Annotated in this window: 22 protein-coding genes; 14 read left to right on the forward strand and 8 right to left on the reverse strand. The window is 64.0% G+C overall.

The window, feature by feature from the left end; translation table 11 throughout:
* Positions 1 to 119: 119 nt before the first annotated feature.
* The 5 genes from GO499_RS18340 to GO499_RS18360 all read right to left on the reverse strand — a co-directional run bounded on the left by GO499_RS18340 (position 120) and on the right by GO499_RS18360 (position 3,363).
* A complete protein-coding gene (locus GO499_RS18340; RefSeq protein ID WP_161863545.1) occupies positions 120 to 893 on the reverse strand; it encodes a sulfite exporter TauE/SafE family protein in 774 nt (257 codons plus the stop codon).
* Between the two features lie 36 nt (positions 894 to 929).
* Entirely contained in the window at positions 930 to 1,304 is a 375-nt protein-coding gene (locus tag GO499_RS18345; protein ID WP_161863546.1) for a VOC family protein, read from the reverse strand.
* Between the two features lie 26 nt (positions 1,305 to 1,330).
* Positions 1,331 to 1,729, reverse strand: a complete 399-nt coding sequence (locus tag GO499_RS18350) for a GFA family protein (protein WP_161863547.1) — start codon at positions 1,727 to 1,729, stop codon at positions 1,331 to 1,333.
* Between the two features lie 67 nt (positions 1,730 to 1,796).
* Positions 1,797 to 2,597: an endonuclease/exonuclease/phosphatase family protein gene (locus tag GO499_RS18355; protein WP_161863548.1), complete on the reverse strand. Its 801-nt coding sequence runs from the start codon at positions 2,595 to 2,597 to the stop codon at positions 1,797 to 1,799.
* 1 nt (position 2,598) lies between these two features.
* The gene (locus GO499_RS18360; RefSeq protein WP_161863549.1) at positions 2,599 to 3,363 is read right to left on the reverse strand and encodes a metallophosphoesterase family protein; all 765 of its coding nucleotides are present in this window, start codon (positions 3,361 to 3,363) and stop codon (positions 2,599 to 2,601) included.
* A 240-nt stretch (positions 3,364 to 3,603) separates the two neighbouring features.
* Here GO499_RS18360 and GO499_RS18365 point away from each other — a divergent pair, with 240 nt between their 5' ends.
* The 6 genes from GO499_RS18365 (at position 3,604) to GO499_RS18390 (ending at position 10,570) form a co-directional block, all read left to right on the forward strand.
* Positions 3,604 to 5,277 (forward strand): acyl-CoA dehydrogenase family protein, encoded by a 1,674-nt coding sequence (locus GO499_RS18365; RefSeq protein WP_161863550.1) that lies wholly within the window; start codon positions 3,604 to 3,606, stop codon positions 5,275 to 5,277.
* Between the two features lie 413 nt (positions 5,278 to 5,690).
* Positions 5,691 to 6,182, forward strand: coding sequence for a molybdopterin-guanine dinucleotide biosynthesis protein B (gene mobB / locus GO499_RS18370; RefSeq protein ID WP_161863551.1), 492 nt, complete (start codon positions 5,691 to 5,693; stop codon positions 6,180 to 6,182).
* Entirely contained in the window at positions 6,179 to 7,207 is a 1,029-nt protein-coding gene (locus tag GO499_RS18375) for an aminotransferase class V-fold PLP-dependent enzyme (protein WP_161863552.1), read from the forward strand. The genes mobB and GO499_RS18375 overlap by 4 nt, the downstream gene beginning before the upstream one ends.
* A 17-nt stretch (positions 7,208 to 7,224) precedes the next feature.
* Positions 7,225 to 8,055, forward strand: coding sequence for an aminoglycoside phosphotransferase family protein (locus tag GO499_RS18380; RefSeq protein WP_161863553.1), 831 nt, complete (start codon positions 7,225 to 7,227; stop codon positions 8,053 to 8,055).
* The gene (locus GO499_RS18385) at positions 8,048 to 9,298 is read left to right on the forward strand and encodes a molybdopterin-binding protein (protein WP_161863554.1); all 1,251 of its coding nucleotides are present in this window, start codon (positions 8,048 to 8,050) and stop codon (positions 9,296 to 9,298) included. Before GO499_RS18380 ends, GO499_RS18385 begins: the two co-directional genes overlap by 8 nt.
* A 3-nt stretch (positions 9,299 to 9,301) precedes the next feature.
* Positions 9,302 to 10,570, forward strand: coding sequence for a glycosyltransferase family 2 protein (locus GO499_RS18390; RefSeq protein ID WP_161863555.1), 1,269 nt, complete (start codon positions 9,302 to 9,304; stop codon positions 10,568 to 10,570).
* On the opposite strand, the gene GO499_RS18395 is transcribed toward GO499_RS18390, so the two are convergent.
* Positions 10,557 to 11,108 carry a dTDP-4-dehydrorhamnose 3,5-epimerase family protein gene (locus GO499_RS18395; protein ID WP_161863556.1) on the reverse strand — a complete coding sequence of 184 codons (552 nt, stop codon included), beginning with the start codon at positions 11,106 to 11,108 and terminating at the stop codon, positions 10,557 to 10,559. The genes GO499_RS18390 and GO499_RS18395 overlap by 14 nt on opposite strands.
* Before the next feature lie 184 nt (positions 11,109 to 11,292).
* Here GO499_RS18395 and greA point away from each other — a divergent pair, with 184 nt between their 5' ends.
* From greA to GO499_RS18415, 4 genes are all read left to right on the forward strand, one after another.
* Positions 11,293 to 11,763 carry a transcription elongation factor GreA gene (gene greA, locus GO499_RS18400; RefSeq protein WP_161863557.1) on the forward strand — a complete coding sequence of 157 codons (471 nt, stop codon included), beginning with the start codon at positions 11,293 to 11,295 and terminating at the stop codon, positions 11,761 to 11,763.
* A gap of 15 nt (positions 11,764 to 11,778) precedes the next feature.
* Positions 11,779 to 12,678 (forward strand): hypothetical protein, encoded by a 900-nt coding sequence (locus GO499_RS18405; protein WP_161863558.1) that lies wholly within the window; start codon positions 11,779 to 11,781, stop codon positions 12,676 to 12,678.
* A gap of 291 nt (positions 12,679 to 12,969) precedes the next feature.
* Complete coding sequence (locus GO499_RS18410; protein ID WP_161863559.1) at positions 12,970 to 13,878, forward strand: Hint domain-containing protein; 909 nt, start codon at positions 12,970 to 12,972, stop codon at positions 13,876 to 13,878.
* A gap of 165 nt (positions 13,879 to 14,043) precedes the next feature.
* Entirely contained in the window at positions 14,044 to 15,216 is a 1,173-nt protein-coding gene (locus GO499_RS18415; RefSeq protein WP_161863560.1) for a serine hydrolase domain-containing protein, read from the forward strand.
* Here GO499_RS18415 and GO499_RS18420 read toward each other — a convergent pair.
* Positions 15,206 to 16,372, reverse strand: a complete 1,167-nt coding sequence (locus GO499_RS18420) for an MFS transporter (protein ID WP_161863561.1) — start codon at positions 16,370 to 16,372, stop codon at positions 15,206 to 15,208. The genes GO499_RS18415 and GO499_RS18420 overlap by 11 nt on opposite strands.
* A 255-nt stretch (positions 16,373 to 16,627) precedes the next feature.
* Here GO499_RS18420 and GO499_RS18425 point away from each other — a divergent pair, with 255 nt between their 5' ends.
* The 4 genes from GO499_RS18425 (at position 16,628) to GO499_RS18440 (ending at position 21,898) form a co-directional block, all read left to right on the forward strand.
* The gene (locus tag GO499_RS18425; RefSeq protein ID WP_161863562.1) at positions 16,628 to 17,278 is read left to right on the forward strand and encodes a hypothetical protein; all 651 of its coding nucleotides are present in this window, start codon (positions 16,628 to 16,630) and stop codon (positions 17,276 to 17,278) included.
* A gap of 243 nt (positions 17,279 to 17,521) precedes the next feature.
* Complete coding sequence (locus GO499_RS18430; protein WP_161863563.1) at positions 17,522 to 19,177, forward strand: electron transfer flavoprotein-ubiquinone oxidoreductase; 1,656 nt, start codon at positions 17,522 to 17,524, stop codon at positions 19,175 to 19,177.
* Positions 19,178 to 19,298: 121 nt separating this feature from the next.
* Positions 19,299 to 20,996 (forward strand): tetratricopeptide repeat protein, encoded by a 1,698-nt coding sequence (locus tag GO499_RS18435; RefSeq protein ID WP_161863564.1) that lies wholly within the window; start codon positions 19,299 to 19,301, stop codon positions 20,994 to 20,996.
* Between the two features lie 26 nt (positions 20,997 to 21,022).
* Complete coding sequence (locus GO499_RS18440; protein ID WP_284154809.1) at positions 21,023 to 21,898, forward strand: 4-(cytidine 5'-diphospho)-2-C-methyl-D-erythritol kinase; 876 nt, start codon at positions 21,023 to 21,025, stop codon at positions 21,896 to 21,898.
* Here the strand turns inward: GO499_RS18440 and GO499_RS18445 are convergent.
* Positions 21,884 to 22,822, reverse strand: coding sequence for a polyprenyl synthetase family protein (locus GO499_RS18445; RefSeq protein WP_161864063.1), 939 nt, complete (start codon positions 22,820 to 22,822; stop codon positions 21,884 to 21,886). The genes GO499_RS18440 and GO499_RS18445 overlap by 15 nt on opposite strands.
* Between the last annotated feature and the right edge of the window lie 10 nt (positions 22,823 to 22,832).

Below are 22,832 nucleotides of genomic sequence, written 5' to 3' on the forward strand. Positions count from 1 at the left end.
TCACCTCCACTCACCAGTACCCCCGCCGCGACATTAACGAGACATCGCGGAATTCCTATCTTTATTTTCGATTTTGGCCACGATTTTGCCGTGATTTGCCCACAATTCGGGCAGGCTGCCTACATGGCGAGGAAACCGCGCCGCAGCAGGTTCAGCCCGGCCAGCACCAGCACGAACAGCGTCAGCCGGCGAAAACGCTCCTGGTCCAGCCGGTCCTGCGCCACGCGGCCAAGCAGCATTCCGGCCACTGCCGGCACCACCATCGCCGCCGAGAACGGCAGCGTTACGCCATCCAGCAGGCCGGACCGCAGGTGCGCGATCACGAGTACGATGGAGCCGGTCAGGAAGGAAATTCCCTGGGCGCGGACAAGGTCGACCTTTGGAACGCCCCGCGCCAGCAGGTACATCAGCACCGGCGGTCCCCAGACGCCCGACAAGCCGCCGAAGAACCCGGCCACTGTTCCCGCGATCCATTCCATGCGATGTGCCCGCGCATCCGGAATGACCGGACGCCAACCCGAGAGCTGTATCGTACCGAACACCGTCACCATGCCGCCGAGGATCAGGAACAGCAGCCAGCCCGGTAGCACCGCCACCAGTTGCGCGCACAGCGCGATCATCAACAGCATGACAAGGTTCAGGCGCCAGTAGGTGCGCAGCGTCGCCGTCGCCGCTCCCAGTCCCTGCCGGGTCGCCTGCATGGTGTTTGTCACCAGCGCCGGCAGCACGATCGCGGCAATCGCCGCCTCCGCATCCATCAGCGACCCGACGCCGCTGATCATGATCATCGGCAGGGCAAAGCCCACCGCGCCCTTCACGAACCCGGCAAGGACCACGACCGCGAAGGCCAGTATCAGTGATGTCGTGCCGAACTCGGCCAGCAGGCTTTCCATACCGCCCCTCTGGCACCGGTCGCGAAGAATGGCAAGTCAGGCATCTTCCTGGGTAGAGATCCACCAGACACAGCCGGTACCATCCGAGATGCCTCCGCGATAATCGCCGTCACCCTTGCGCTGCAGCGGCTGCACCACCGTGCCCCCGGCCGCCTCCGCCCGGGCAAAGACCGCTTCGGCATCCGGCACGTAGACGTGCACATTGCTCTCCGGCCCGTCGGGCGCCTCGCCCATCATGATCACGGTGTCATCCAGCATCGCCTCGGCGTGCATGATGCCGCCACCCTCACGCGGAAACACCCTCAGCCGCCGTCCGCCGAACACGTCCTCGACAAACCGCAGCGTCCGCTCCGCGTCCGTTACCATCAGATACGGGCTCGCGCTGGTATATCCCTGCGGTTTCCAATCCATGTATCCACCTCCCTTGCCGCACATTGTCAGGTTGTTACCGGATGCCCCTCGAACTGCTTGGCATCGTCGCATATCTCGTACCACGAAGGCTTCTCGGCGATGAATTCGTGAAAGCTGTTGCGCACCGCGAACTCACCATCCAGCGCATTGGCAGAGAGCGGAAAGCTGTCCTCATCCGACAGAATCTCCCCCAGCGCGCTGCCGCAACGCCCGCAGAAGCACCGTTTGTATTTGTAGGGCGCTTCCGGTGTGAACACGCGTACCTCTTCCTGCCCGGCGATCCATTTCAGATCTTCCCGCCGTACGAAGACAAGGGCACTGGCCCCCACCTTGCGGCAACGACTGCAATGGCACGTGCCCATCAACGTCGGTTCGGCCGACAGTTCAAATCGAACCGCCCCGCAGCAACAGCTTCCCTTGATCATCCCGTCATACCCTCCCTGAGTGAGAACATTACAGGAACATTTATTGATTCTGTCAACGCCGCAGATGTCAGATCTGCAGAATGAGCGGGCAATGGTCGGAGACTTCAGGCGTCCGCAGCACTTCGAACCCGCGCACCTTCACTCCCGGTCCGACGCACATGTAATCGGCAAAGCGTTCCGTCTTGCCGTAATGCGATGTCCGGGTTCCCGCTTCCCCCCGCGCTGTCACCAGTTCCGTGAAGCCGGCATCGCGCAGCAGCGTCAGTGTCTCGCTGCCCGGCGTGACATTGAAATCGCCGCACAGCACCATTTGATCATCGGGCGCCGCCACGCTACGGGCCAGTGCCAGAAAGCGCTGCGCCTGCACCCGCCGCTCTGGTGTGTCCATCTTGCCGCGCAAGTCCCGCAACCCGTGCATATGCGCCACCACCACCGCCCGATCGGCGGCGAAATCCCATAGCCGCACCGCATGGGCGGAGCGGGAGCGCGGATGGTCGCCGTATCCTTTGGGCCCGAAATCCTTGTGAACAAACCACTGTGCCTGGCCGATCAAAGGCATGTTCGGGTCCACAAATGTCGCCAAACCCCATTGAGACGGCACTGCGAAGGCACCATCCCACAGCACACCCTGCGCCGCCGGACAGAATGTTGCCACGTGTCGTGGCAGTGCGGCACGAACCTCGGCAAACAGGTTGGTCCGCTGCTGCAGTACATGCGTGCCATCGCGGTATTCCAGAACATCCTTCTCCGCTTCCGGCGAATGGATCACTTCCTGCAAGCACAGCACATCCGGCTGCATCTCGGCGAGCCATGGCAGCAGTGCCGTGTGCAAGGTTCCACCCCAGGCGTTGAGACTTATGATCCGCATGTCAGGCACCGCCGATCCAGCCCGACGCGACCGCCGCAGCCCATTCATTACGTCCGGCCTCCCGTGCCAGCGCTGCCATGCGCATGGGATCATAGGGCACGTGCCGGAAACTGCTCATCCATCCCGCTTCGCGCCGCTCGACCACCGCATAGCACGCTGCCGCCGTCCCCGCCTGCACCACGTGCGGCACTGGAAGATCATCGTCGAACCCCGGACAGCCAACGCTGCCGGGGTTGAGGATTACGCGCCCGTCCGGCAGGTCGACCCGCCGTGGCACATGCGTATGCGCACACAGAATCAGCGACGCTTCGATCCCTTCGGCGGCCGCTGCAATCTCTGATCTGTCGCGCAGCACGATCTCACCCGCTGCCGTGACCCGCTCCAGCCAATAGCTGTTGTCGTCTTCCGGCATTGCGTGGCACAGGAATATGTCTTCCCCTACCCATGCCACCGGCGGCAAGGCCCGCAGCCAGTCCAGCGCATCCGGCGCCAATTGCTCATAGGCCAGACGGTCGGAGGCACCCATCTCCGCCGGCGTCTGCTCTAACAGCCAGCGGTCATGGTTGCCGCGAACGGCAACGAAGTCCCGCGCCATCAGGATCTGCGCCACCTCCGACGCCGCCAAGGGCCCGCTGAGGTGATCGCCGAGGTTGATGACGCTGCGCAGTTCCTGCGCCGCGATATCGGTCAGCACCGCCCGCAGCGCATCGGCGTTGCCGTGGATATCGGCAATAACCGCAAACCTATCGATATCGAATTCGGCCATTCCGTCCTCCCGTTTCCCCAAACGCTTTTGCCATGCAATCGCTTGCGCCACCATCCTCCACCGACTGCCTCAAAAGACAGCAGGCACCGGCGGCCCAAAAAAGTTAACGCAATAAAAATGCGCAAAACAAGTTTTTGAAGTTTTTTTATTGCGCCAGCATTGACGCGACCTGTCAGAGTCCCTAGAAAGCCTCGCAACCGCAATATACGCTTTCGCAATGCACCATGGAAAGGATGCGCGATGACCGAGGCCAGCCACTCCTTCGAGACGCCCGTCCTGCCGGACCTGCGCAGCCTCACCGCCGCCGCCCTGCCCGCCGCAGAGGGCTGGCTCGCCCACGCCCGCAGTGCCATGAGCAACCGCCTTGGCGCAAAACCGACCGCCGCCGCATTGGAGGAGCACCAGCACGCGCTTCACGGCCTCGCATGGATCGCGACCTATGTCGAAGGCCTCCGCCAGATGCACCGCTGGGCCGATGGGCTCCACGCCGACGGCAAATTCGGAACGATGGAGCAACTCCTCCTCCAGATCGCCTTCGGTGAATATCTCGCCCAACTCCGGGGCGGCATTCCGATGAGCCAGAACGAGGTCATCCGCCCGGCCGATCTCGGGCTGGAGGCCGACGAACTCGACACCGCGGAAATCGCCATCCTGACCGCCACCGGCAACTCTCCTGCCGCCCGCCACGCCCTCGTGACGCTGATCGCGGAACAGGGCGGTGTTTCCGTCTTTGGCGCCACTGGCCTCGACGACGAGATGGACATGGTCCGCGAACAGTTCCGCCGCTTCGCCGAAGACCGCGTCATGCCCCATGCCCACGAATGGCACCTGAAGGATGAGCTGATCCCGATGGAAATCATCGAGGAAATGGCCGAACTCGGCACCTTCGGCCTGACCATCCCGGAGGCATACGGCGGATTCGGTCTTTCCAAGACGGCCATGTGCGTCGTGTCGGAAGAACTCTCCCGTGGCTACATCGGCGTCGGCAGCCTCGGCACCCGCACGGAGATCGCCGCCGAGCTGATCCTCTGCGGCGGCACGGAGGAACAGAAACAGCACTGGCTGCCGAAACTCGCCTCGGGCGAAACCCTCCCAACCGCGGTGTTCACCGAGCCCAACACCGGCTCCGATCTCGGTGCGTTGAAGACCCGGGGGGTGAAGACGGAGACCGGTTACACCCTCAAGGGCAACAAGACATGGATCACCCACGCCGCGCGCACGGATGTGATGACGGTGCTGGCCCGCACTGTTCCCGGCACGACCGACCACACCGGCCTGTCGATGTTCCTCGCCGAGAAGACGCGCGGTACCCCCGAAAACCCCTTCCCGGACGCCACCATCTCTGGCGGCGAGATCGAGGTTCTGGGCTATCGCGGCATGAAGGAATACACCGTCGCGCTCGACGACCACCCCGTTCCGCAAGAGGCATTACTCGGTGGGCAGGAAGGGCAGGGCTTCCGCCAGTTGATGCAGACTTTCGAGAGCGCCCGCATCCAGACAGCGGCACGTGCAATCGGCGTCGCCCAGAACGCGCTGGAACTCGGCCTTGCCTATGCCCGCGACCGGGAGGCATTCGGCAAGCCCATCCTGTCCTTCCCCCGCGTCCACGGCAAACTTGCGCTGATGGCGGTGGAGATCATGGTCGCCCGCCAGATCACCTATCACGCCGCCCGCGAAAAGGACGAGGACCGCCGCTGCGATCTGGAGGCCGGCATGGCCAAGCTTCTCGGCGCCCGTGTGGCATGGGCCGCCGCCGACAACGCGCTGCAAATCCACGGCGGCAACGGCTTCGCGCTCGAATATCCCATCTCCCGCGTCCTCTGCGACGCCCGCATCCTCAACATCTTCGAGGGCGCCGCCGAGATCCAGGCCCAGGTCATCGCCCGCCGCCTGCTCGATACCCGCAGGAACTGAGCGGCAAAAGGCCCGGGACAAGGCGTAAAGCGCCGCCGGTACAATCATCGGGCGTAGTGAGGGCACTGGTCCGACGGCTCGCCTTCGAGACGGAAACCTGATGGCCGATGCTCGCCCGGCAGGTTCCGCAACCCCCTCCGATCAGGCGACCGAGATCGCCAAGGCCGTGTTGTCGAAGAAGCTTTGATCGGCAGTCCCGCGAAGGTGACGGATTTCAGGCCCTGCTGCTCGCAGGATCATTTCCCTTTTCCCCTCTTTTTGCCGCATGACCGCCGCGTCACCCAGACATGCCGAAAGGTCGATGCTCGCCCATACCAAACCCATACCGAAACCATACCAAACCCATACGCCGCCGAAGCCCCTTGCGCAGCCTTCGCTGCGCCGCCACACTCCCGGCAAAAAGGGCAGGGCGCATGAAACTCTACGGCATCACCGGGTGGAAGGATCAGGGCAAGACGACGCTGGTCTCCGCCCTCGTACAGCACTTCACCGCCGCCGGTCTCACCGTTTCCACGATCAAGCATGCGCATCACGCCTTTGACGTCGATCAGCCGGGGCGCGACAGTCATCGGCACCGGGAGGCCGGGGCGGCAGAGGTCATCCTCGCCAGCCGCAAGCGCTTTGCCCTGATGCACGAAATCCGGGACGAGGCGGAGTGGGAACTGCCTGAACTCATTGGAAAATTGTCGCCGGTCGACCTCGTCCTGATCGAGGGGTACAAGAACGCGCCCCACCCCAAGATCGAGGTCTACCGGGAGGACAGGGGCCGACAACCCATCGCCCTGACCAACCCCAGCATCCGCGCCGTCGCCGGGGCGGCTCCGGGCCATGACCTGCGGCAACCGGTCTTCCCGCTCGACGATATCGCCGCCATTGCCGCCTTCATCCGGGATGACGCACAGTGATCTACCTCAACTCTGCCAGCCACGGTTTGCCGGCGGCGGCCACGCGCCGTGCCATCGCCGCCTACACGGCTCAGGAGGCTGAGGTCGGCGTGTTGGAAGCGCTTGAAACCGTTGAAGAAAAACTGGCGTCTGTTGCCGGGCTTGCTGCCCGCCTGCTCAACGCCAATGCGGCACAAATCGGTTTCAACACCACCACCAACGCCGCGTGGCTTGCACTCCTCCAGCGTCTGCCGCTGGCCGGCAGCCACGTGCTGGCCGCGCCGTGGGAGTGGGGCGACAACCTGCGTGCGCTGCGCCACTATGCCGATGCCACCGGCGGCAGACTGGAGATCCTGCCGGAGGACTTCTCCGCATGGCCCGCGCACTATCGCGAAAACACCGCCGCGCTCTTCCTGCCGCTCGTCACCTCTGTCACCGGGCGTCTTCTTCCGGTCGCGGAGATCATGTCCCAACCGCGCCCTGACGGTATGTTGACGATCCTCGACGCCGCGCAGGCGCTCGGCCAGATCCCGGTGGATGTGCAGGCTCTCGGCTGCGATGCGATGGTCGGAACCACCCGCAAATGGCTGTGCGGCCCGCGTGGTACGGCCCTGTTCTGGGCAGGAGAGCGCCTCGGTGGCGGCGCCACCGCCCGGCAACTTACGCCAACCGACTACAATGTCGCCCTCCGCCTCGGCCTTGCTACTGCCATCGAGACGGCGCTCGAAGAAGGTATCGAAACCCGCAGACAAAGCATTGCTGGGCTGCGCGATCATGCCGTCAACGCGCTGCAAAACCTGGGACTTTTCGCGCAGGCAGGCCAGACCGGCGCGCTCGCCTTCACCCTGCCGGAGGCTCAGGCTGAGCGGTCCTTCGAGGCGCTGGCGGCAGAGGGCATCATCATCAAACGCCCCGACCCGGCGTGGGACGAGCCGGCCGCAGCACTGCCGCCGGAGGGCGCGGCAACGCTCCGCCTCGCCGCCAACGTCTACAACAGCGAGGCGGACATAGACGCCTTCGCCACCATCCTTGGCCGCAGCCTGTGAAGGATAAACCGGTTCAGATGAACGCCTGCGATCTGGCGGCAACCTTCGGCACCGCCAATCCGCGGCTTGTGGCGCAAACTGCGGTCGCCGAAATCTGGCGGGTGGAACAGGCCGACGGTACGCCTGCAGCGTTGAAACGGTGGCATCGTCCCGAGATGGGGAACGAGGGCGGTGGCATTGCGCTGGCGGAGGCCGTGGCAGGCCAGGGGATGGTGCAGGTCCTTGCCAGGGGTGAAAATTCCGTGCTGATGGAATGGCTTGAAGGCCCGCCCCTCGGCGATCTCGTGCGCAGCGGTGACGACGAAGCCGCCACCATTGCGCTGGCGGCCACCGCGCACCGCCTGCACGGGGTCCGGCTCTCACGTCCCGTCCAGCTCTCAAGCCTCCGCCGCTGGTACCGGGCGTTGTTCGAACTCCGATTCACGGCGGAAGCACGGCCGCTGACCCGCTCGCTCATGCGCGAGGCGGCGACTCTGGCGTTGAAGTTGCTGGAAAGCCAGACCACGCAGCGTCCGTTGCATGGCGACCTCCACCACGACAACATCCATCGCACGGCCCGCGGCGACATCGCCTTCGATGCGAAGGGACTGCTCGGCGATCCGGCCTTCGAATACGCCAACGCTTTCCGCAATCCCGTCGGGGCGGAAGCTCTCATGCGCCACCCCGCCACCATCCGCGCCCGTGCCGACATCTTCGCCACCACCTGCGGCGTGCCGCGCCAACGGCTGCTGCAATGGGCGGCCACGAAATGCGCATTGTCGATCGCCTGGCGCGCGGAAGGCCGGCTGACGCGCGATCGGGAGCTTGACCTTCTGGCCCAGCTTCTCAGGATGGCCCGCGATGGCTGACAAACTGAAAGATGACTGTTTCGCCCTGCCGCCCGGCGTCAACTGGACACCGGTGGACGATGCACTGGCGAAACTTCGCGAAACCCTGCCCGTGGTGGCGGAGGCGGTGCAGGTGCCGGTGGCGCAGGCTACCGGCCGCATTCTTGCTGCGCCTGCGGTGGCCACCCGCGCCAACCCGCCCACGGCCAATGCTGCCGTCGATGGTTATGGTTTTCATTCCGGTGCCGTCGCCGACGGTGCCCTCTCCCTGCCGCTCGTGGAAGGTCGCGCCGCTGCCGGGGCGCCCTATGGTGCCGCGCTCGCACCCGGTTCGGCGTTGCGCATCCTCACTGGTGCCAGCCTGCCCGAAGGACTGGATACTGTAGTCCTGCAGGAGGACGTCACGCTGGAGGAAGGCCATGTCCAGATTCCCGCGGGCTGGAGACCGGGCGCCAACACCCGGCCTGCGGGCGAGGATGTCGCTGCCGGTGCCAGCCTGCTGCCTGCCGGTCACCGCCTGCGTCCGCAAGATCTGGCGCTGCTGGCAGCCACCGGCATCGGCGTCGTGTCTGTTCACCGGCCGCTGCGCGTAGCCGTGCTTTCCACAGGCGACGAACTCGTACCCGCCGGCGAACCTGCCGCGCCGCATCAGATCTACGACGCCAACCGCCCGATGCTGGCCGCGCTGCTGGAAAGCTGGGGTGCCGAAGTGGTGGATCTCGGGCGTGCGCCGGACAACCGCAGCGAAATCCTCGCCCGGCTGGATGCCGGGGCTGAGGCTGACGCGATCGTCACAACCGGCGGTGCCTCCGCCGGCGACGAGGATCATATTTCCGCGGCGTTGCGGGAGGCGGGCAGCCTCACGCACTGGCGCATCGCCGTAAAGCCGGGCCGCCCGCTGGCACTCGGCCTCTGGCGGGGCACCCCGGCCTTCGGCCTGCCGGGCAACCCAGTGGCCGCCTTTGTAACCGCGCTCGTCTTCCTGCGGCCTGCCCTCATGCAGATGGCCGGTGCCGGCTGGCAGCAACCGGCACCGACACTGTTGCCCGCCGCCTTCACCAAGCGGAAGAAGGCAGGCCGACGCGAGTTTCTCCGCGCCCGCCTCGGGCCGCAGGGTGTGGAAGTCTTCGCCTCCGAGGGCTCGGGGCGTATCTCGGGCCTGTCCTGGGCGCGAGGACTTGTGGAACTGCCGGACGATGCCGCCAGCATCACCGCCGGTGATCTGGTCGCCTACACACCCTTCACGGCCTACGGCATCGCCTGAAAGATGGCCAAGGCCCTGATCCTTTGCCCCACTCACGACCATTGCGAGGCCCTCTTCCTCTCCATCGCCAGCGTCCGTGCCCAGACGGAAACGGATTGGCGCATGGTGGTCATCTGTGATGGCTCCCCGCCGCGCACCCGAGAGATCGTCGAGGCGTTGGCGGCGCAGGACCCGCGCATCGAGGCGCGTCACTACCCGAAGGGCGAACGCTACGGTGAAGCCTATCGTGACGAGGTGATCCGCGATGCCACTGAGCCGCGTATATTCCACCTCTCCGACGATGATATCTGGCACGAGAGCCATCTTGCCCGGATGGATGCCCTGCTCGACGTTGCCGACTGGGGATATCAGAGCGCACTGGGCATCAGTACCGGTGGTTCCATTGCCTGGTCCGTTGCCAATCTGGGCACTCGAACGGCCCGCGCCGCTTTTGCCGATCAAACGTTCATCACCGGCGGGCTCAACAACGTCGCCTATCGCCGGGATGCGTACTTGTCGTTGCCACTGGGCTGGCAAGCTGCGCCCGCCCATCTGCCATCCGATTGCTTCATGTGGGCGAAATTCCTCAGCCAGCCGCAAGTAACGGTCGCGTCCTCGTCCGAGACGAGCTTTCTGAAGCTCGCCAGCGCTCCGCGCAGCAGCGCGGGCATGACGCGCGACCAGAGCCTCGCGGAACTCGGGCCGTGGCTGGCGCGCGTCAACCGTCCCGGCACCATTACGGACCTGAGGGCGCGGGCGGGCATACTGGCAGCCATCTTCCGCTGTTTCGCGCAGCATCGGGCCGGGCACTGCGAAACGCCGGAGGAGGCTTTCGCCACAGCCGGTTTCCAACCGCGGCCGGAAACCGCCAGCACGGGCGTTGCGCTCGGTGGGGCTCCCTTGCCACTGCCGCTGACGGCAGCACAGCGCCAAACGGCCGCGCACTGCCACCTGACCCTGCGGGCCTTCGCAGGCCCTTCGCCGGATCCGCAACGCTGGCAGCAGGCGTTCGCCGATGACCCGGCCACTGCCCGCCAGCAGCTTGTCCAGCTCAGCCATAACCTGCCGGATCTGTTCGAAACGGGCGTGGCGGCGTTCGAGTCCGGTCCCGGCAACCGTCGCCATGCCGCTGTCCACCGTGTCCGCCATGCCCTGTTCTGGAAAGATACGGATGTAGCGGATGCTGGTATCGCCGCGCTGTCGCGGCAATGGCCGACCCTGCCTGCCCTGCCTGCCCTTCGAAAGGAACTGGCCGCCGTCCGTGCGGCACTTCCGCCGGCTACAGCGCCGTGACCAACGAATGGTCCGGATGCAGTTGCGCCAGCGTGGGCAATCCTGCGTCCTTCTCGGATAGCAGGGGGTCTGCCACGGGCCAGTCGATGGCCAGCGTCGGGTCGTTCCAGATCACCCCGCCGCGCCCCTCCGGCGTGAATTCTCCCGAAACATCGTTGATGTAATGCACTTCGGAGAAGGTGTAGAAGCCGTTGCTCAGCCCCTCGGCGATGAAAACCCTGTCCCGCGTCCCTTCGTCGCCCAGCAGAAACCGCTCATGCCGCCCGAAAGTCGGGCTCTCCGGCCGCGTATCGGCGACGACGCAGAGGGCGGTGCCGCTGGCGACGTAAAAAAGCTTGTCCCAAGGCTCGGTGTGAAACCCGCGCAACACCCCCGGCTGAGAACGGGAGTGATTGCCCTGCGCAAAACGGTAGGGCCGTCCAAGCGCCGCCGACAACTCCGATTGCCGGTAGGTTTCCACAAAGAACCCCCGGTCATCCTCCAGAATCGTGTTCTCCACCCGAAGGCAGCCTTCGATTGTCGTCTTCGTTATCTTCATGTAGCAGCTCCGAAACCGACCCGGTTGTCACGCAAGGAAGTGCTTTACCCGGCTGGGCAATGCAAGAGCAGGTGCCGGCCGATAGCCTGAGGTCGCCCGTTGCCTCCGGGAACCCGCTTGAACTCCACTTGGGGCATGCTTATCGTCGGTGAAACCCTCTGCGCTACTTGGGGAGTGCATAACCTTGGATAAGATACCGCTGACGAAACCCGGTTTTCAGAAACTGGACGCGGAACTGAAGAAGCTGAAGTCGAAGGACCGTCCGGCCGTGATCCGGGCGATTGCGGAAGCGCGGGAGCATGGCGACCTTTCGGAAAACGCCGAATACCACGCAGCGCGCGAGCAGCAGAGCCATATCGAGGGCCGGATCAAGGAACTTGAAGGCATCATCGGGCTGGCCGACGTGATCGATATCAGCCGCATGTCGGGGCCGGTCAAGTTCGGTGCGACCGTGACGATTGTCGATTGCGATACGGATGCGGAGAAGACCTATCAGCTTGTCGGAGAGGCCGAGGCGGATATCGAACACGGTTTGCTGAACATCAAGTCGCCCATCGCCCGCGCCCTGATTGGCAAGGAAGAAGGCGACGTCGCCGAGGTGAAGACACCGGGCGGCACCAAGGATTACGAGATTCTTTCGATCAAGTACATCTGAAGCGGAGGGCCCGATATGCGGCAGGAAGCGGCGATCGGGCTGATCTGGGCGGCGCTGGCGGTGGTGCTGGCGGCGTTCGGCCTCGTGCTGCCCGCTGTGGCCGTCGTCGTGCTTGGTGTGCTGGCTCTGGGCTTTGCAGGCCTTCGGCTGCTCGCGACGCAATCCGGCATAGAGGCGCGGCTCGTCGATCTGGAGGCGCGGATGGCTTCCGTCGCCAACCGGCCGGCGGCGGCACCGGCGGCCAAGCCGGCACCCGATACCGGGGCGCTGCTGGCCCGTCTGAACGGATTGACGACACGCCTGGAAGTGTTGGAGGCGCAACGGGCGTCCCCGCCAACTACACCGCCACCAGCCGTGGCGGAGCCACGCGCGGAGCCGACGCCCCCCAGTCAGCCGGATCAGCCGGAACTGCCGATCCTTGAGCCGCCCGGTGATGTCGAACTCAGCCGCGCACAGGTGGTGCGGGCGCTGAACTTCCCGGAGAACGCGGGCGACGATGTCGGCTTCGCGCTGATGCGGCGGGCGCTGGCGCGGCGCGACCTCGCGGAACTCCTTCAGGCCGCCGAGGACTGTCTCAATTATCTCAGTCAGCAGCTTCTCTACATGGACGATCTGCTCATGGAGCCTGCGGGCGCGGAGGACTGGCGTGCCTTCGCGAAAGGCGGCCGCTCGCGGGCGGCGCTCCTGCCGATACAGGGCATCCGTGACGAGGCGGCGGCGGCGACCGTGCAGAAGCGCATGCGCAGCGATGCCGTCTTTCGCGACACGGCTCTGGTGTTCCAGCGCCGGTTCGACATGTTCCTCGGCGACTTCGCCAAAGAGGCGTCCGACGCTGAACTGCTCGGCCTGATGGACACCCGCACCGGTCGCGCGTTCATCCTCTTTGCACAGGTCAGCGGTTCTCTGGCGGCCTGACTTCCGAGGGAGAGCAGGACGATAGCCGTCTCCCGAACCTCTCCTCATTGTGCGCAGCCATGAAGCCTGCAAATTTCCGGAACATCTTCCAATATTCCAACATTCTTATTCCTGCCTCCTTTCTGCCATTGCTAAAGCGTTTTCAGAATGTTTGAGTGCGCTCGTTTTAAGCGGTTTGTGTTCCCGATGAACATTGGACAGGTTCAGACAACCTCTCCCATTAGCGAGTTCTGCCAATTCCCGACCGTGCCGGCTGTCTGCCGGTCGCGGTCCTAACTGCGAAGGTTGATAATGCCTGCTACTTTTGAATTCACGCTCAGCGGAGACGGCTCCCAGGGCTATATGAATGCCTACAGCGATTACGAGGCGTCGGTCGTTACGATCACGATTCTCGAAACGCTCGCCGGCAGTGGAAATCCGAACTATTCCGCAGGCGGTTGGGGCCCTGACTATGCTGGCGACACTGTCACGGATGACTTCAATTTCGTCGTTCCCGAAGGCTGGACAGTCACGGAATCCTACATAAGCACCGTCAATGGCGGCCAGTTCGATGCCAATGTCTACGATTCCTACGGCACACTGGTCACCACGATAAACGTGAACGGTGGCGATTTCGGCACAGTCACGAACGTCTGCTTCACACGCGGAGCCATGATCGCGACGCCTGAGGGAGAACGGACTGTCGAGTCGCTTCAGGAGGGCGATCTGGTGATCACGCGCGATCGTGGCGTCCAACCCATTCGATGGATCGGCTCCTCGAAAGTGACCGCCGAAACGCTCGCACAGTTCCCGGACCTGCGCCCTGTACGGCTGCTGCCCGGCGCTCTCGGCGACCACGACGAGACGTTGGTTTCCCCGGCGCACCGGATGTTGCTGAGCGGATGGCGTGCCGAGGCACTGTTCGGCGAATCCGAAGTGCTGGTCAGCGCGAAATCGCTGATCAATGACAGCACCGTGCGGGTTGCCGACGATCTGACCGAAGTCGAATATTTTCACGTCATGTTCGATACGCATGAGGTCATCCGCGCCGACGGCGCATGGTCCGAGAGTTTCCACCCGGCGGCGCTGGGCATGGGCACCGCGTCCGAAACCACGCGCGATGAGGTGCTGGCGCTCTTCCCGGAACTGGAGAGTGACAACGGCCAGATGCAGCGTGCACGGATGACGCTGACGTCCGCCGAAGTTCTCGTCTGCGTCTGAACTGGCGGCGAATGGGGCAGGCACAACGCACAGCGATGTCCGCGTTCTGCCTCAGTGACTGATTTGGGGCCCCCGAAACGGGGCCCTTTCCTTTTGCACCTGGCAGGTGTGAAGGCCGATCTTCCGCATTGCCAAACCCGTCGGGCGCCGGGAATAGTCAGTGGCATGGATCAACGTTCCGGCATCGTCTGGCGCATCCTCGGGCGAAGGGCCCTGACGATGCTATCGTTTTCACTTGGTGAACACCGGCTGCAGGGTTCCATGGGCAAGGCATTGCTCCTCGGCATCGGAGTGCTTGCCTGTTGCGGCTTCCTTGCCCAGCGTGTCGCGGCCGATGAGAGGGCGGAGAAGCTGGTGGCTCTGCTGCTGGAAGAAAGCGGTGCGCCCGGCGTTGCTGTTGCCTATCTCGATGGTGAGAATACGGGCTTGGCGGCAGCCGGCCTGCGGGCAAAAGGCAAGGATGCAGAGGCGACGGCGGATGATCTCTGGCACATCGGCTCCATTACCAAGTCGATGACTGCGATGATCGTGGCGCGGCTGGCGGCGCGCGGTGAACTATCGGTGAAGGACAGTATCGGCAGGGTGTTGGGCCAGCACATCAAGGTGCATCCGGAATTTGCGGACATCACCTACGAGGAGTTGCTCACCCACCGCGCCGGGATCGCAGATGACATCGGGCCGCTCAAGGGCTTCGGCCTCTACGGCAAGGTGACTGAACGGGATCTGGCTGCGGACCGGCTGGACCTCGCGGCGACGGTGCTTGCGAAACCGCCCGCCGATGTCGACTTTGCCTATTCGAATTTCGGCTACGTGGTTGCCGGCGCGATGCTGGAGGCCACGACTGGCGAAACTTGGGAGGCTCTCGTCACTCGGGAGGTGTTCACACCGCTGCGGCTGGAAAGTGCCGGGTTCGGTGCGCCCGGCAAGGCGGCGGCGGTGGATCAGCCATGGGGCCATTCGCCGGGCTGGTTCGGGCGCGTGGCCGCGGCTCCGCCGTCTGCCTATGCCGATAATCCGCCCGCTTTCGGGCCGGCGGGGACGGTGCACATGACGGCATCGGATTTGCTGAGGTATCTGACGCAGCACCTGCAACAGCCGGAGGATTACCTTCCCGTCCGCTGGTGGGACTGGCTGCACACGCCTCCGGCCGGAAGTTACGCGATGGGTTGGGGCGTGGCCGGGCAGGTTCTTTCCCACGACGGCTCCAACACCCTCTGGTATGCCCGCGCGTCGTTCTGGCCGGGAAAAGAGCGGGCGCTTGTCCTGCTGGCGAACATGGGCAGCGACGACGCCCTGAAACCAGCCTTCGACACGGTGGAGGCTGCGTTCAGAAACTGAGTTCCTGCCCCTGCCACCGGCGGGCGAGGCCGATGAACAGCAACAGACCGGTCGCCGACATCGCGGCGGCCAGGAGATACGTACCGCCGCCGAAGATCGGATAGAGCGCCGCCGAGGCCCCCATTGCCGCCGCAGTCAGCAACCCGCCGGCGAGCCCGGTATAGGCACCCTGCGCGGTGCCTCCGAATCGCTCCGGCACCGCCGCGGCGATGAAGGCCATGGCGCCGAGATGGCCGAGGGCGAAGCTGAACGCATGCAGCGATTGCAGCACCCAGACCATCGCGCCAGTAGGGTCGAAAACCATCAGGCTCCAGCGCACGATCCCGGCAACCGCACCTCCGGCCAGCGCGCCGACCGGGCCGAGACGGGCCATTAGCCACGCGCCGGGGCCCAGCATCAGCACGATCTCCACGACCACCGAGAATGACCAGAGCGCGCCGATGCGCGGCTCCGACATGCCCAGCGCCCGCCAGTGGACAGAACCGTAGGCGTAGTAGACTGCGTGCGAGGATTGGGCGAGGGCTGCTGCGGCGGTGAACAGCAGAAACGTCCGATCCGTCATCAGCCGGAAAATATCCGACAGTGCCGGCGGACTCTGGCCCTTCAATGTGCCGCCGCCGGGATGAACGAGGCCGAGCGCGGCACTGGCGATCAGGAAGATCACGATTGTCCACAGCGCGGCATTGGCTCCGAAAGCTGCGATCAGCACTCCCAGCGCCATGGACGCGGCGAGAAACGAGATTGATCCGGCGGAGCGGACGCGCGCATAAGCGAAGCCGAAACGGCGGGAGGCCCCGGCACCCAATGCTTCGCCGAGTGGCATCAGGCCCGAGAATATGGCGCCGGATGCGAGGGTAAGGATCAGCAGCGCGGTTCTGGTATCGGCCCACAAATGCGCCACAAACAGCATCGCGGCGCAGATGCACAGCGCCGCCATCGTTGCCCGCCGCCTGTCCAGCCGGTCCGCGATCATCGGCAGCGCGAACCCGGCGGCGGTACGCGTCAGCATTGACAGCGACAAGAACAGGCCGACCTCCGCCGTGCTCAGCCCCCAGTCCTCAAGCCAGACCGGCCAAAATGGCAGGTAGGCGCCGAGGGCCGCGAACATGGTGGTGTAGAAGGCCGCTGTCAGAAGTGCGGGGCGGGAGAGCCGCATGGGTCTGCTTTCTGTAATTGCACCCTGCCATAGCGCCATGGACTGCCGGGGTAAAGACCGGGGGTGCGCATCCCAATCGCTCTCGTCAACCCGGTCCCCGATCACGCGCTTTGTGCGTCCTCAGTCGACTGCAACCGGCGCTCAAACTTTCGCCGAAATTCCGCAATCTGTTCTGAACGAAACTGCACCGACAATTCTTTCGGGGCCAATATCGGGGATTAACAACATTACTTTTCAGTCGGAAGGAACAGGATCATGGTCGTCGTCTATCGTCGCCCGAACGGTTTCATCAATGCCACTGCAATTGCCCCCGGCAATTACGTGAACACCGATCCGGGGCAGGGCAGCGGAATAGACACTGCCATTGCCGGAAATTTTCAGCAGGGCATCTGCGCGGGACTGGCGGCGGCTTGGATTATGGCCTTCGCCAGCGGCGCGGAGGACGCCCGCGATACCGCCAATTTCGAATCCTACTTCAACAACATGCTCCGTTTCCAGGGCGCTTACCTGATGAACTACAAGGGCAAACAGGGCATCAGCACGACAACACAGGGCATGGACCCTTTCATTCGGCCTGTGCAGGATCTGGGCGTCGGGGTCGGCATCCACCGCCACAGTTCTCACGAAGTCCGTCTCGTTGGCGAAAACGTATTGCCCGCCGGAAACTTCGCCGGCTACACGGTCGTCCCCGGTCATGCGATCGGCATGGGACGACATGGCGGCACCTGCTACATCATGGATCCGAACTACGGACTGCAAAGTTACGACGACATCGTCAATTTTATCGTCGATCTCAACTATCTCTACGGTGCTTACCGTCAGCGCTTCAACTGCATCGGCTCGACGGTCCAGCTCTACTTTTACAAGCAGGGTAATCGCGCCCGCGCCGACGCGTTCTCTGCCTGAGGCGCCAGCCACCTTGGCGGATGTTCTGACCGGACGCCGGAGTAGGACTTCGTAACGCCCATCGGCTAGGCCACTGGAGCCTTTACCGCCCCGTTGATGTCTGGTGAAGGCGGGTGGCATCGGGATGCCATGAATTGGGCAGCAGGGCAAAATCCTGCCGCTCTGACGTTCTGTGACGCCATGTCCCGATTGACCCGCCATCCCCTCCCGCCTAACTCTTGGGCAAGCCAACGGGAGACAGCCATGAGTGACATCGAACGCGAAAGCATGGAGTATGACGTCGTTATCGTCGGGGCGGGTCCGGCCGGTCTCAGCGCAGCAATCCGTCTCAAGCAACTCGATGCAGACCTTGATGTCGTCGTTCTGGAGAAGGGTTCGGAGGTTGGCGCCCATATCCTTTCGGGTGCCGTACTCGACCCGTCCGGCCTCAACGCGCTGATCCCGGACTGGAAGGGAAAGGGGGCCCCGGTCTCCACCGAGGTCACTGAGGATCGTTTCTTGATGCTGGGCGAAGGCGGTCATGTGCGCGTGCCGAACAAGCCGATGCCGCCGCTGATGAACAACCACGGCAACTACATAGTCTCCATGGGCAATGTCTGTCGGTGGCTTGCCGAACAGGCAGAAGCGCTGGGCGTGGAGATTTTCCCCGGCATGGCCTGCTCCGAACTGGTCTACGGCGACAACGGCGAACTTGCCGGCGTCATCGCCGGTGAATTCGGTCTGGAAAAGGATGGTTCCAGGGGGCCGGGCTACGAGCCGGGGATGATCCTCAGGGGGAAATACGTGTTCCTTGCCGAAGGCGTCCGCGGGTCGCTCTCCAAGCAGGCAATCGCCCACTACAAGCTAGACGCCGACTCTGAGCCGCAGAAATACGGTCTCGGCATGAAGGAAATCTGGGATATCAAACCAGAGAACCACAAGCTGGGACAGGTCACCCACACGATGGGCTGGCCGCTCGGCGCGAATGCCGGCGGCGGATCTTTCATGTATCATGCGGAAAACAATCAGGTTTTCATCGGGTTCGTCGTTCATCTGAACTATGAGAACCCGCATCTGTTTCCGTACATGGAGTTTCAGCGCTTCAAGCATCACCCCGAGATCGCCAAGGTTCTGGAAGGTGGCAAGCGCGTCGCCTACGGTGCCCGCGCCATTACCGAGGGTGGCTGGCAGTCCCTGCCGAAACTGGTCTTCCCGGGCGGTGCGCTGCTCGGCTGTTCCGCCGGCATGGTCAACGTGCCGCGCATCAAGGGCAATCATAACGCCATGCTGTCCGGTATCGCCGCCGCCGAAGCCGCCGCCGCCGCACTGCAGGCCGGAAGGCAGAGCGATGAACTGTCCGACTATGAGGCCAGCGTCCGCACCGGGCCGATTGCCGACGATCTGAAGAAGGTGCGCAACGTCAAGCCGCTGTGGTCGCGCTTTGGCCTCACCGCCTCCCTGGCGCTTGGCGGCTTCGATATGTGGGTTGCGTCTCTGACCGGTTTCAACCCGTTCGGCACCCTCGGTCACGGCAAGACAGATGCCGGTGCAACCAAACGTGTGACGCGGGTGGAGCCGATCGAGTATCCCAGACCCGACGGAAAACTCAGCTTTGATCGCCTGACGAATGTCAGCTTCTCCGGCACCAACCACGCCGAGGATCAACCCAGCCATCTGCGGCTGGAAGACCCGGAAATCCCCGTCCGCTGGACGCTTCCGAAATTCGCCGAACCGGCACAGCGCTACTGTCCGGCGGGGGTTTACGAGATCGTGCGGGACGACGACGGCAGCAATCCGCGCTTCCAGATCAACGCCCAGAATTGCGTCCACTGCAAGACGTGCGACATCAAGGATCCGCCGCAGAACATCACCTGGGTGACGCCCCAGGGTGGTGACGGCCCGAATTACCCCAATATGTAAGCATATTGCTGCGGTAATTCGGCGTTTATCTGCAAAGAAATTGAACTTTCCGCGCGGCGCGTTTAGCGTCGTGTGCAAGTTGAACGCAGGAGTACAGGCAGTGAATATTCGGACACGATGGATGGCCGCATGTGTGGCTGCAACCCTAACGCTCGGCGTCGGTACTGCCAGCGCACAGGGTCTCGCCGGGCCCTATCTCGCCGCCACACAGGCCGATTTCCGAAATGACTACGAGGCAGCGGCCGATTTCTACTCCCGTATCCTGCTGCACGATCCGCAAAACCGTGCGATCCTGCAGAATGCCCTCGTCGCTCATATCGCTGCCGGCCGGTTTGACGGTGCGGAATCGGTAGCCGCACGTCTCCTGAGTGCGGAGCCGTCGAACCAGGTAGCCGGCCTGATGAAGCTCACCATCGCCATCCGCGAGGGCGCCACCGGCACGGCCGAGGCTATTCTGCGCAACCCGGAGTTCCGCTTCAACGAACTCTTCTCGGGCCTGTTGTTGGGGTGGGTTGCGGTGTCTGAGGGCAACTTCGCCAAGGCAACAGAGGCATTCGAAGCCCTTCAGGCCAACGAAACGCTGGTGGTTTACGGCACCTATCACAAGGCGCTGGCCACGGCGCTTGCCGGTGATTACGCGACTGCCGCCGCCCTGATGGAAAGCGATCCGGAAGGCCCGTTGCACGTCGACCGGGCGGCCGTGATCGCCCATATCGCCATGCTCAGCCAGTCCGATCAGCAGGACAAGGCGCTGGCAATTGCCGACATGGCCCTCAGCGACGGCTATGTCGACAAGGAAATCACCGCCATTCGCGAAAAGCTGGCGGCGGGAGAGAAGGTGCCCTTCACACTCGTCGAAACCGGAGAGGATGGCGCGTCACTCGTATTCGGCCTCCTTGCCTCCGCGCTGGCCCGCGACGATGCGGATCGTTTCGCTCTGGTCTACTCGCGTCTGGCCAACCACATCGACCCGGCCTATGAGGAATCCCTCATCCTGACGGCAGAGGTTCTCTCCGCCCAGGGCCAATACGACATGGCCATTGCCACCTACAAGGCCATCGCGCCGAACTCGCCGTGGTACATCACCGCTGAGGTTGGTCGTGCCGATGCGCTGCGAGACAGCGATCGCGCCGACCTCGCAATCGAAGTGTTGTCGAAACTTGCCCGCGAAGAACCGGACGAACTGACGGTGATCACCGCGCTGGGCGATTTGCAACGCACCAGCGAGAACTTCGAGGCGGCGGCGGAAGCCTATACAACCGCGATCAACCTGCTGGAGGATATCGCCCCGTCCCATTGGGTGGTCTTCTACTCCCGCGGCATTTCCTTTGAGCGTTCGGGGGAGTGGGACAAGGCCGAGGCAGATTTCCGCAAGGCTCTCGAACTTCAGCCGGATCAGCCACTGGTGCTCAATTACCTCGGCTATTCCCTCGTCGAACTCCCCCGCGACCTGGAAGAGGCGCAGGCGATGATCGAGAAGGCGGTGGAGCAGCGCCCGGACGACGGCTACATCACTGACAGCCTGGGATGGGTGCTCTACCGGGTCGGCAAGTTCGAAGAGGCCGTGCCGCACATGGAACGCGCCGTCGAACTCGAACCGGTGGACCCGATCATCAACGACCATCTGGGCGATGTGCTCTGGAAGGTCGGCCGCAAGCTGGAGGCCGAGTTCCAGTGGCGCCGCGCCCTGTCCTTCGATCCGGAAGACAAGGACGCCGAACGGATTCGCCGCAAGCTGGAAGTAGGTCTGGACCGTGTGTTGGAAGACGAAGCCGCTGAAGGTGCCTCCGGCCCGGGGAATACGGCGCAGGACCTCTGAGTTCGGCGCCGCGGGCAACCACCAGCATGCCGATGCCGCAAGCAACGGTCATAACCCGCACAGCCGCCGAGGTGGCCCGTGCCAAGGTCAACCTCTGTCTGCACGTCACCGGGTTGCGTCATGACGGCTATCACATGCTCGATAGTCTCGTGGTCTTTCCCGACGCTGGTGACCGTGTGGAGATCGAGCCGTCACCACACCTGTCTCTCACCCTGTGCGGTCCGTTCGGCCTGTCGCTCAGCGCTGGCGACGACAATCTCGTAACCCTCGCCGCCCGCCTGATGACAACCAACGGCGGCGCGATACTCCTCGAAAAGAACCTCCCGGTGGCTGCGGGCCTGGGCGGAGGTTCTGCCGACGCCGCCGCCGTTCTGCGCCTCTACCGCGATCAGGGCGGCATCCTGCCGGACGCGGAGGTCTTGGCCCGTATCGGAGCCGATGTTCCCGTCTGCATAGACTCCCGGCCGCGGCGAATGCAGGGCATCGGCGAGATCCTGAGCGATATACCGGAACTGCCCCCCTTCTGGATGGTCCTGGCAAACGCCGGCCCATCGGTCGATACCGGCGTCGTATTTCAGGCGCTGGAGCACAAGAACAACCGGCCGCTGCCGCCGTTGCCACCGTACTTCGCCACCGCGGCCGACATGTTCGAGTGGCTGGCGCAAACGCGCAACGATCTTGCGGAACCGGCAATGGCCCTGCAACCGCAGATCGTCGAAGTCGTTTCAGCGCTTTCAGAATTGCCGGGATGCGCGCTTGCCCGGATGTCCGGCTCCGGTGGCACCTGCTTCGGGCTTTTCGCCGATCAGGCCCCGGCGCTTAGGGCCGCCGAATCCCTGCGCGACGCCCATCCGGCCTGGTGGGTCGTCGCAACGCCAGCCACACATTCAAACGGCGCGTGACACCACGAAGTCGGCCAGTTCGCCCAGCAGGTCCTTCAGATCCGATGCCGGCAGCGGTGCCAGCGCATCTCGTGCCCGCTGACCCCACTCCAATGCCGAGTCCCTCGTGCTCTCTAATGCGCCATGCGCCTGCATCAGACGCAGCGCCTCTTCGAGATCGCCCTCATCCTGCTGGCCCTTCTCGATAACCCGTGTCCAGAAGGCACGTTCCTCCACGCTCGCCGCAGCGACGGCCCGGATCACCGGCAGGGACATCTTCCGCTCCCGGAAGTCGTCACCGATGTTCTTGCCGAACACGGCCGAGGTGCCGCCGTAGTCCAACAAGTCGTCGACGATCTGAAAGCTGATCCCCAACGCATCACCATAGTCTCGCAACGCCGCCGAATGTGCCGGTTCGGCAGCTGAAATCACGCCGCCCACCTCTGTCGCCGCCGCGAACAGCGCCGCCGTCTTGCCCCGGATCACCTGCATGTAGACGCTTTCGTCCGTGGCGAGGCTCTGCGCCGCCGAAAGCTGCAAGACTTCGCCTTCGGCAATAACCGCCGACGCTTCCGACAGGATGCGCAGCACGTCGAGGTTGCCCGTCTCCACCATCAGCAGGAATGACCGCGCGAACAGGTAATCACCAACCAGCACCGAAGACTGGTTGTCCCACAAAAGGTTGGCCGTCGGCCGCCCGCGCCGCTGCTCGCTCTCGTCCACCACGTCATCGTGCAACAGCGTTGCCGTGTGAATGAACTCTACCGTCGCCGCCAGCTTGATATGATCTTCGCCCGAATAACCGCACAGCTTCGCGGCCGCCAGCGTCAGCAGCGGTCGCAACCGCTTGCCGCCTGCGTCCACCAGATGTGCCGTCACCTGTGGAATCCGTGGCGCATGCTCAGAGGCCATGCGCTCTGCGATGAGCGTGTTCACCGCCTCCATCTCCGGCGTA

The sequence above is a fragment of the Algicella marina genome (assembly GCF_009931615.1).
In the GTDB taxonomy this organism is placed as follows: domain Bacteria; phylum Pseudomonadota; class Alphaproteobacteria; order Rhodobacterales; family Rhodobacteraceae; genus Algicella; species Algicella marina.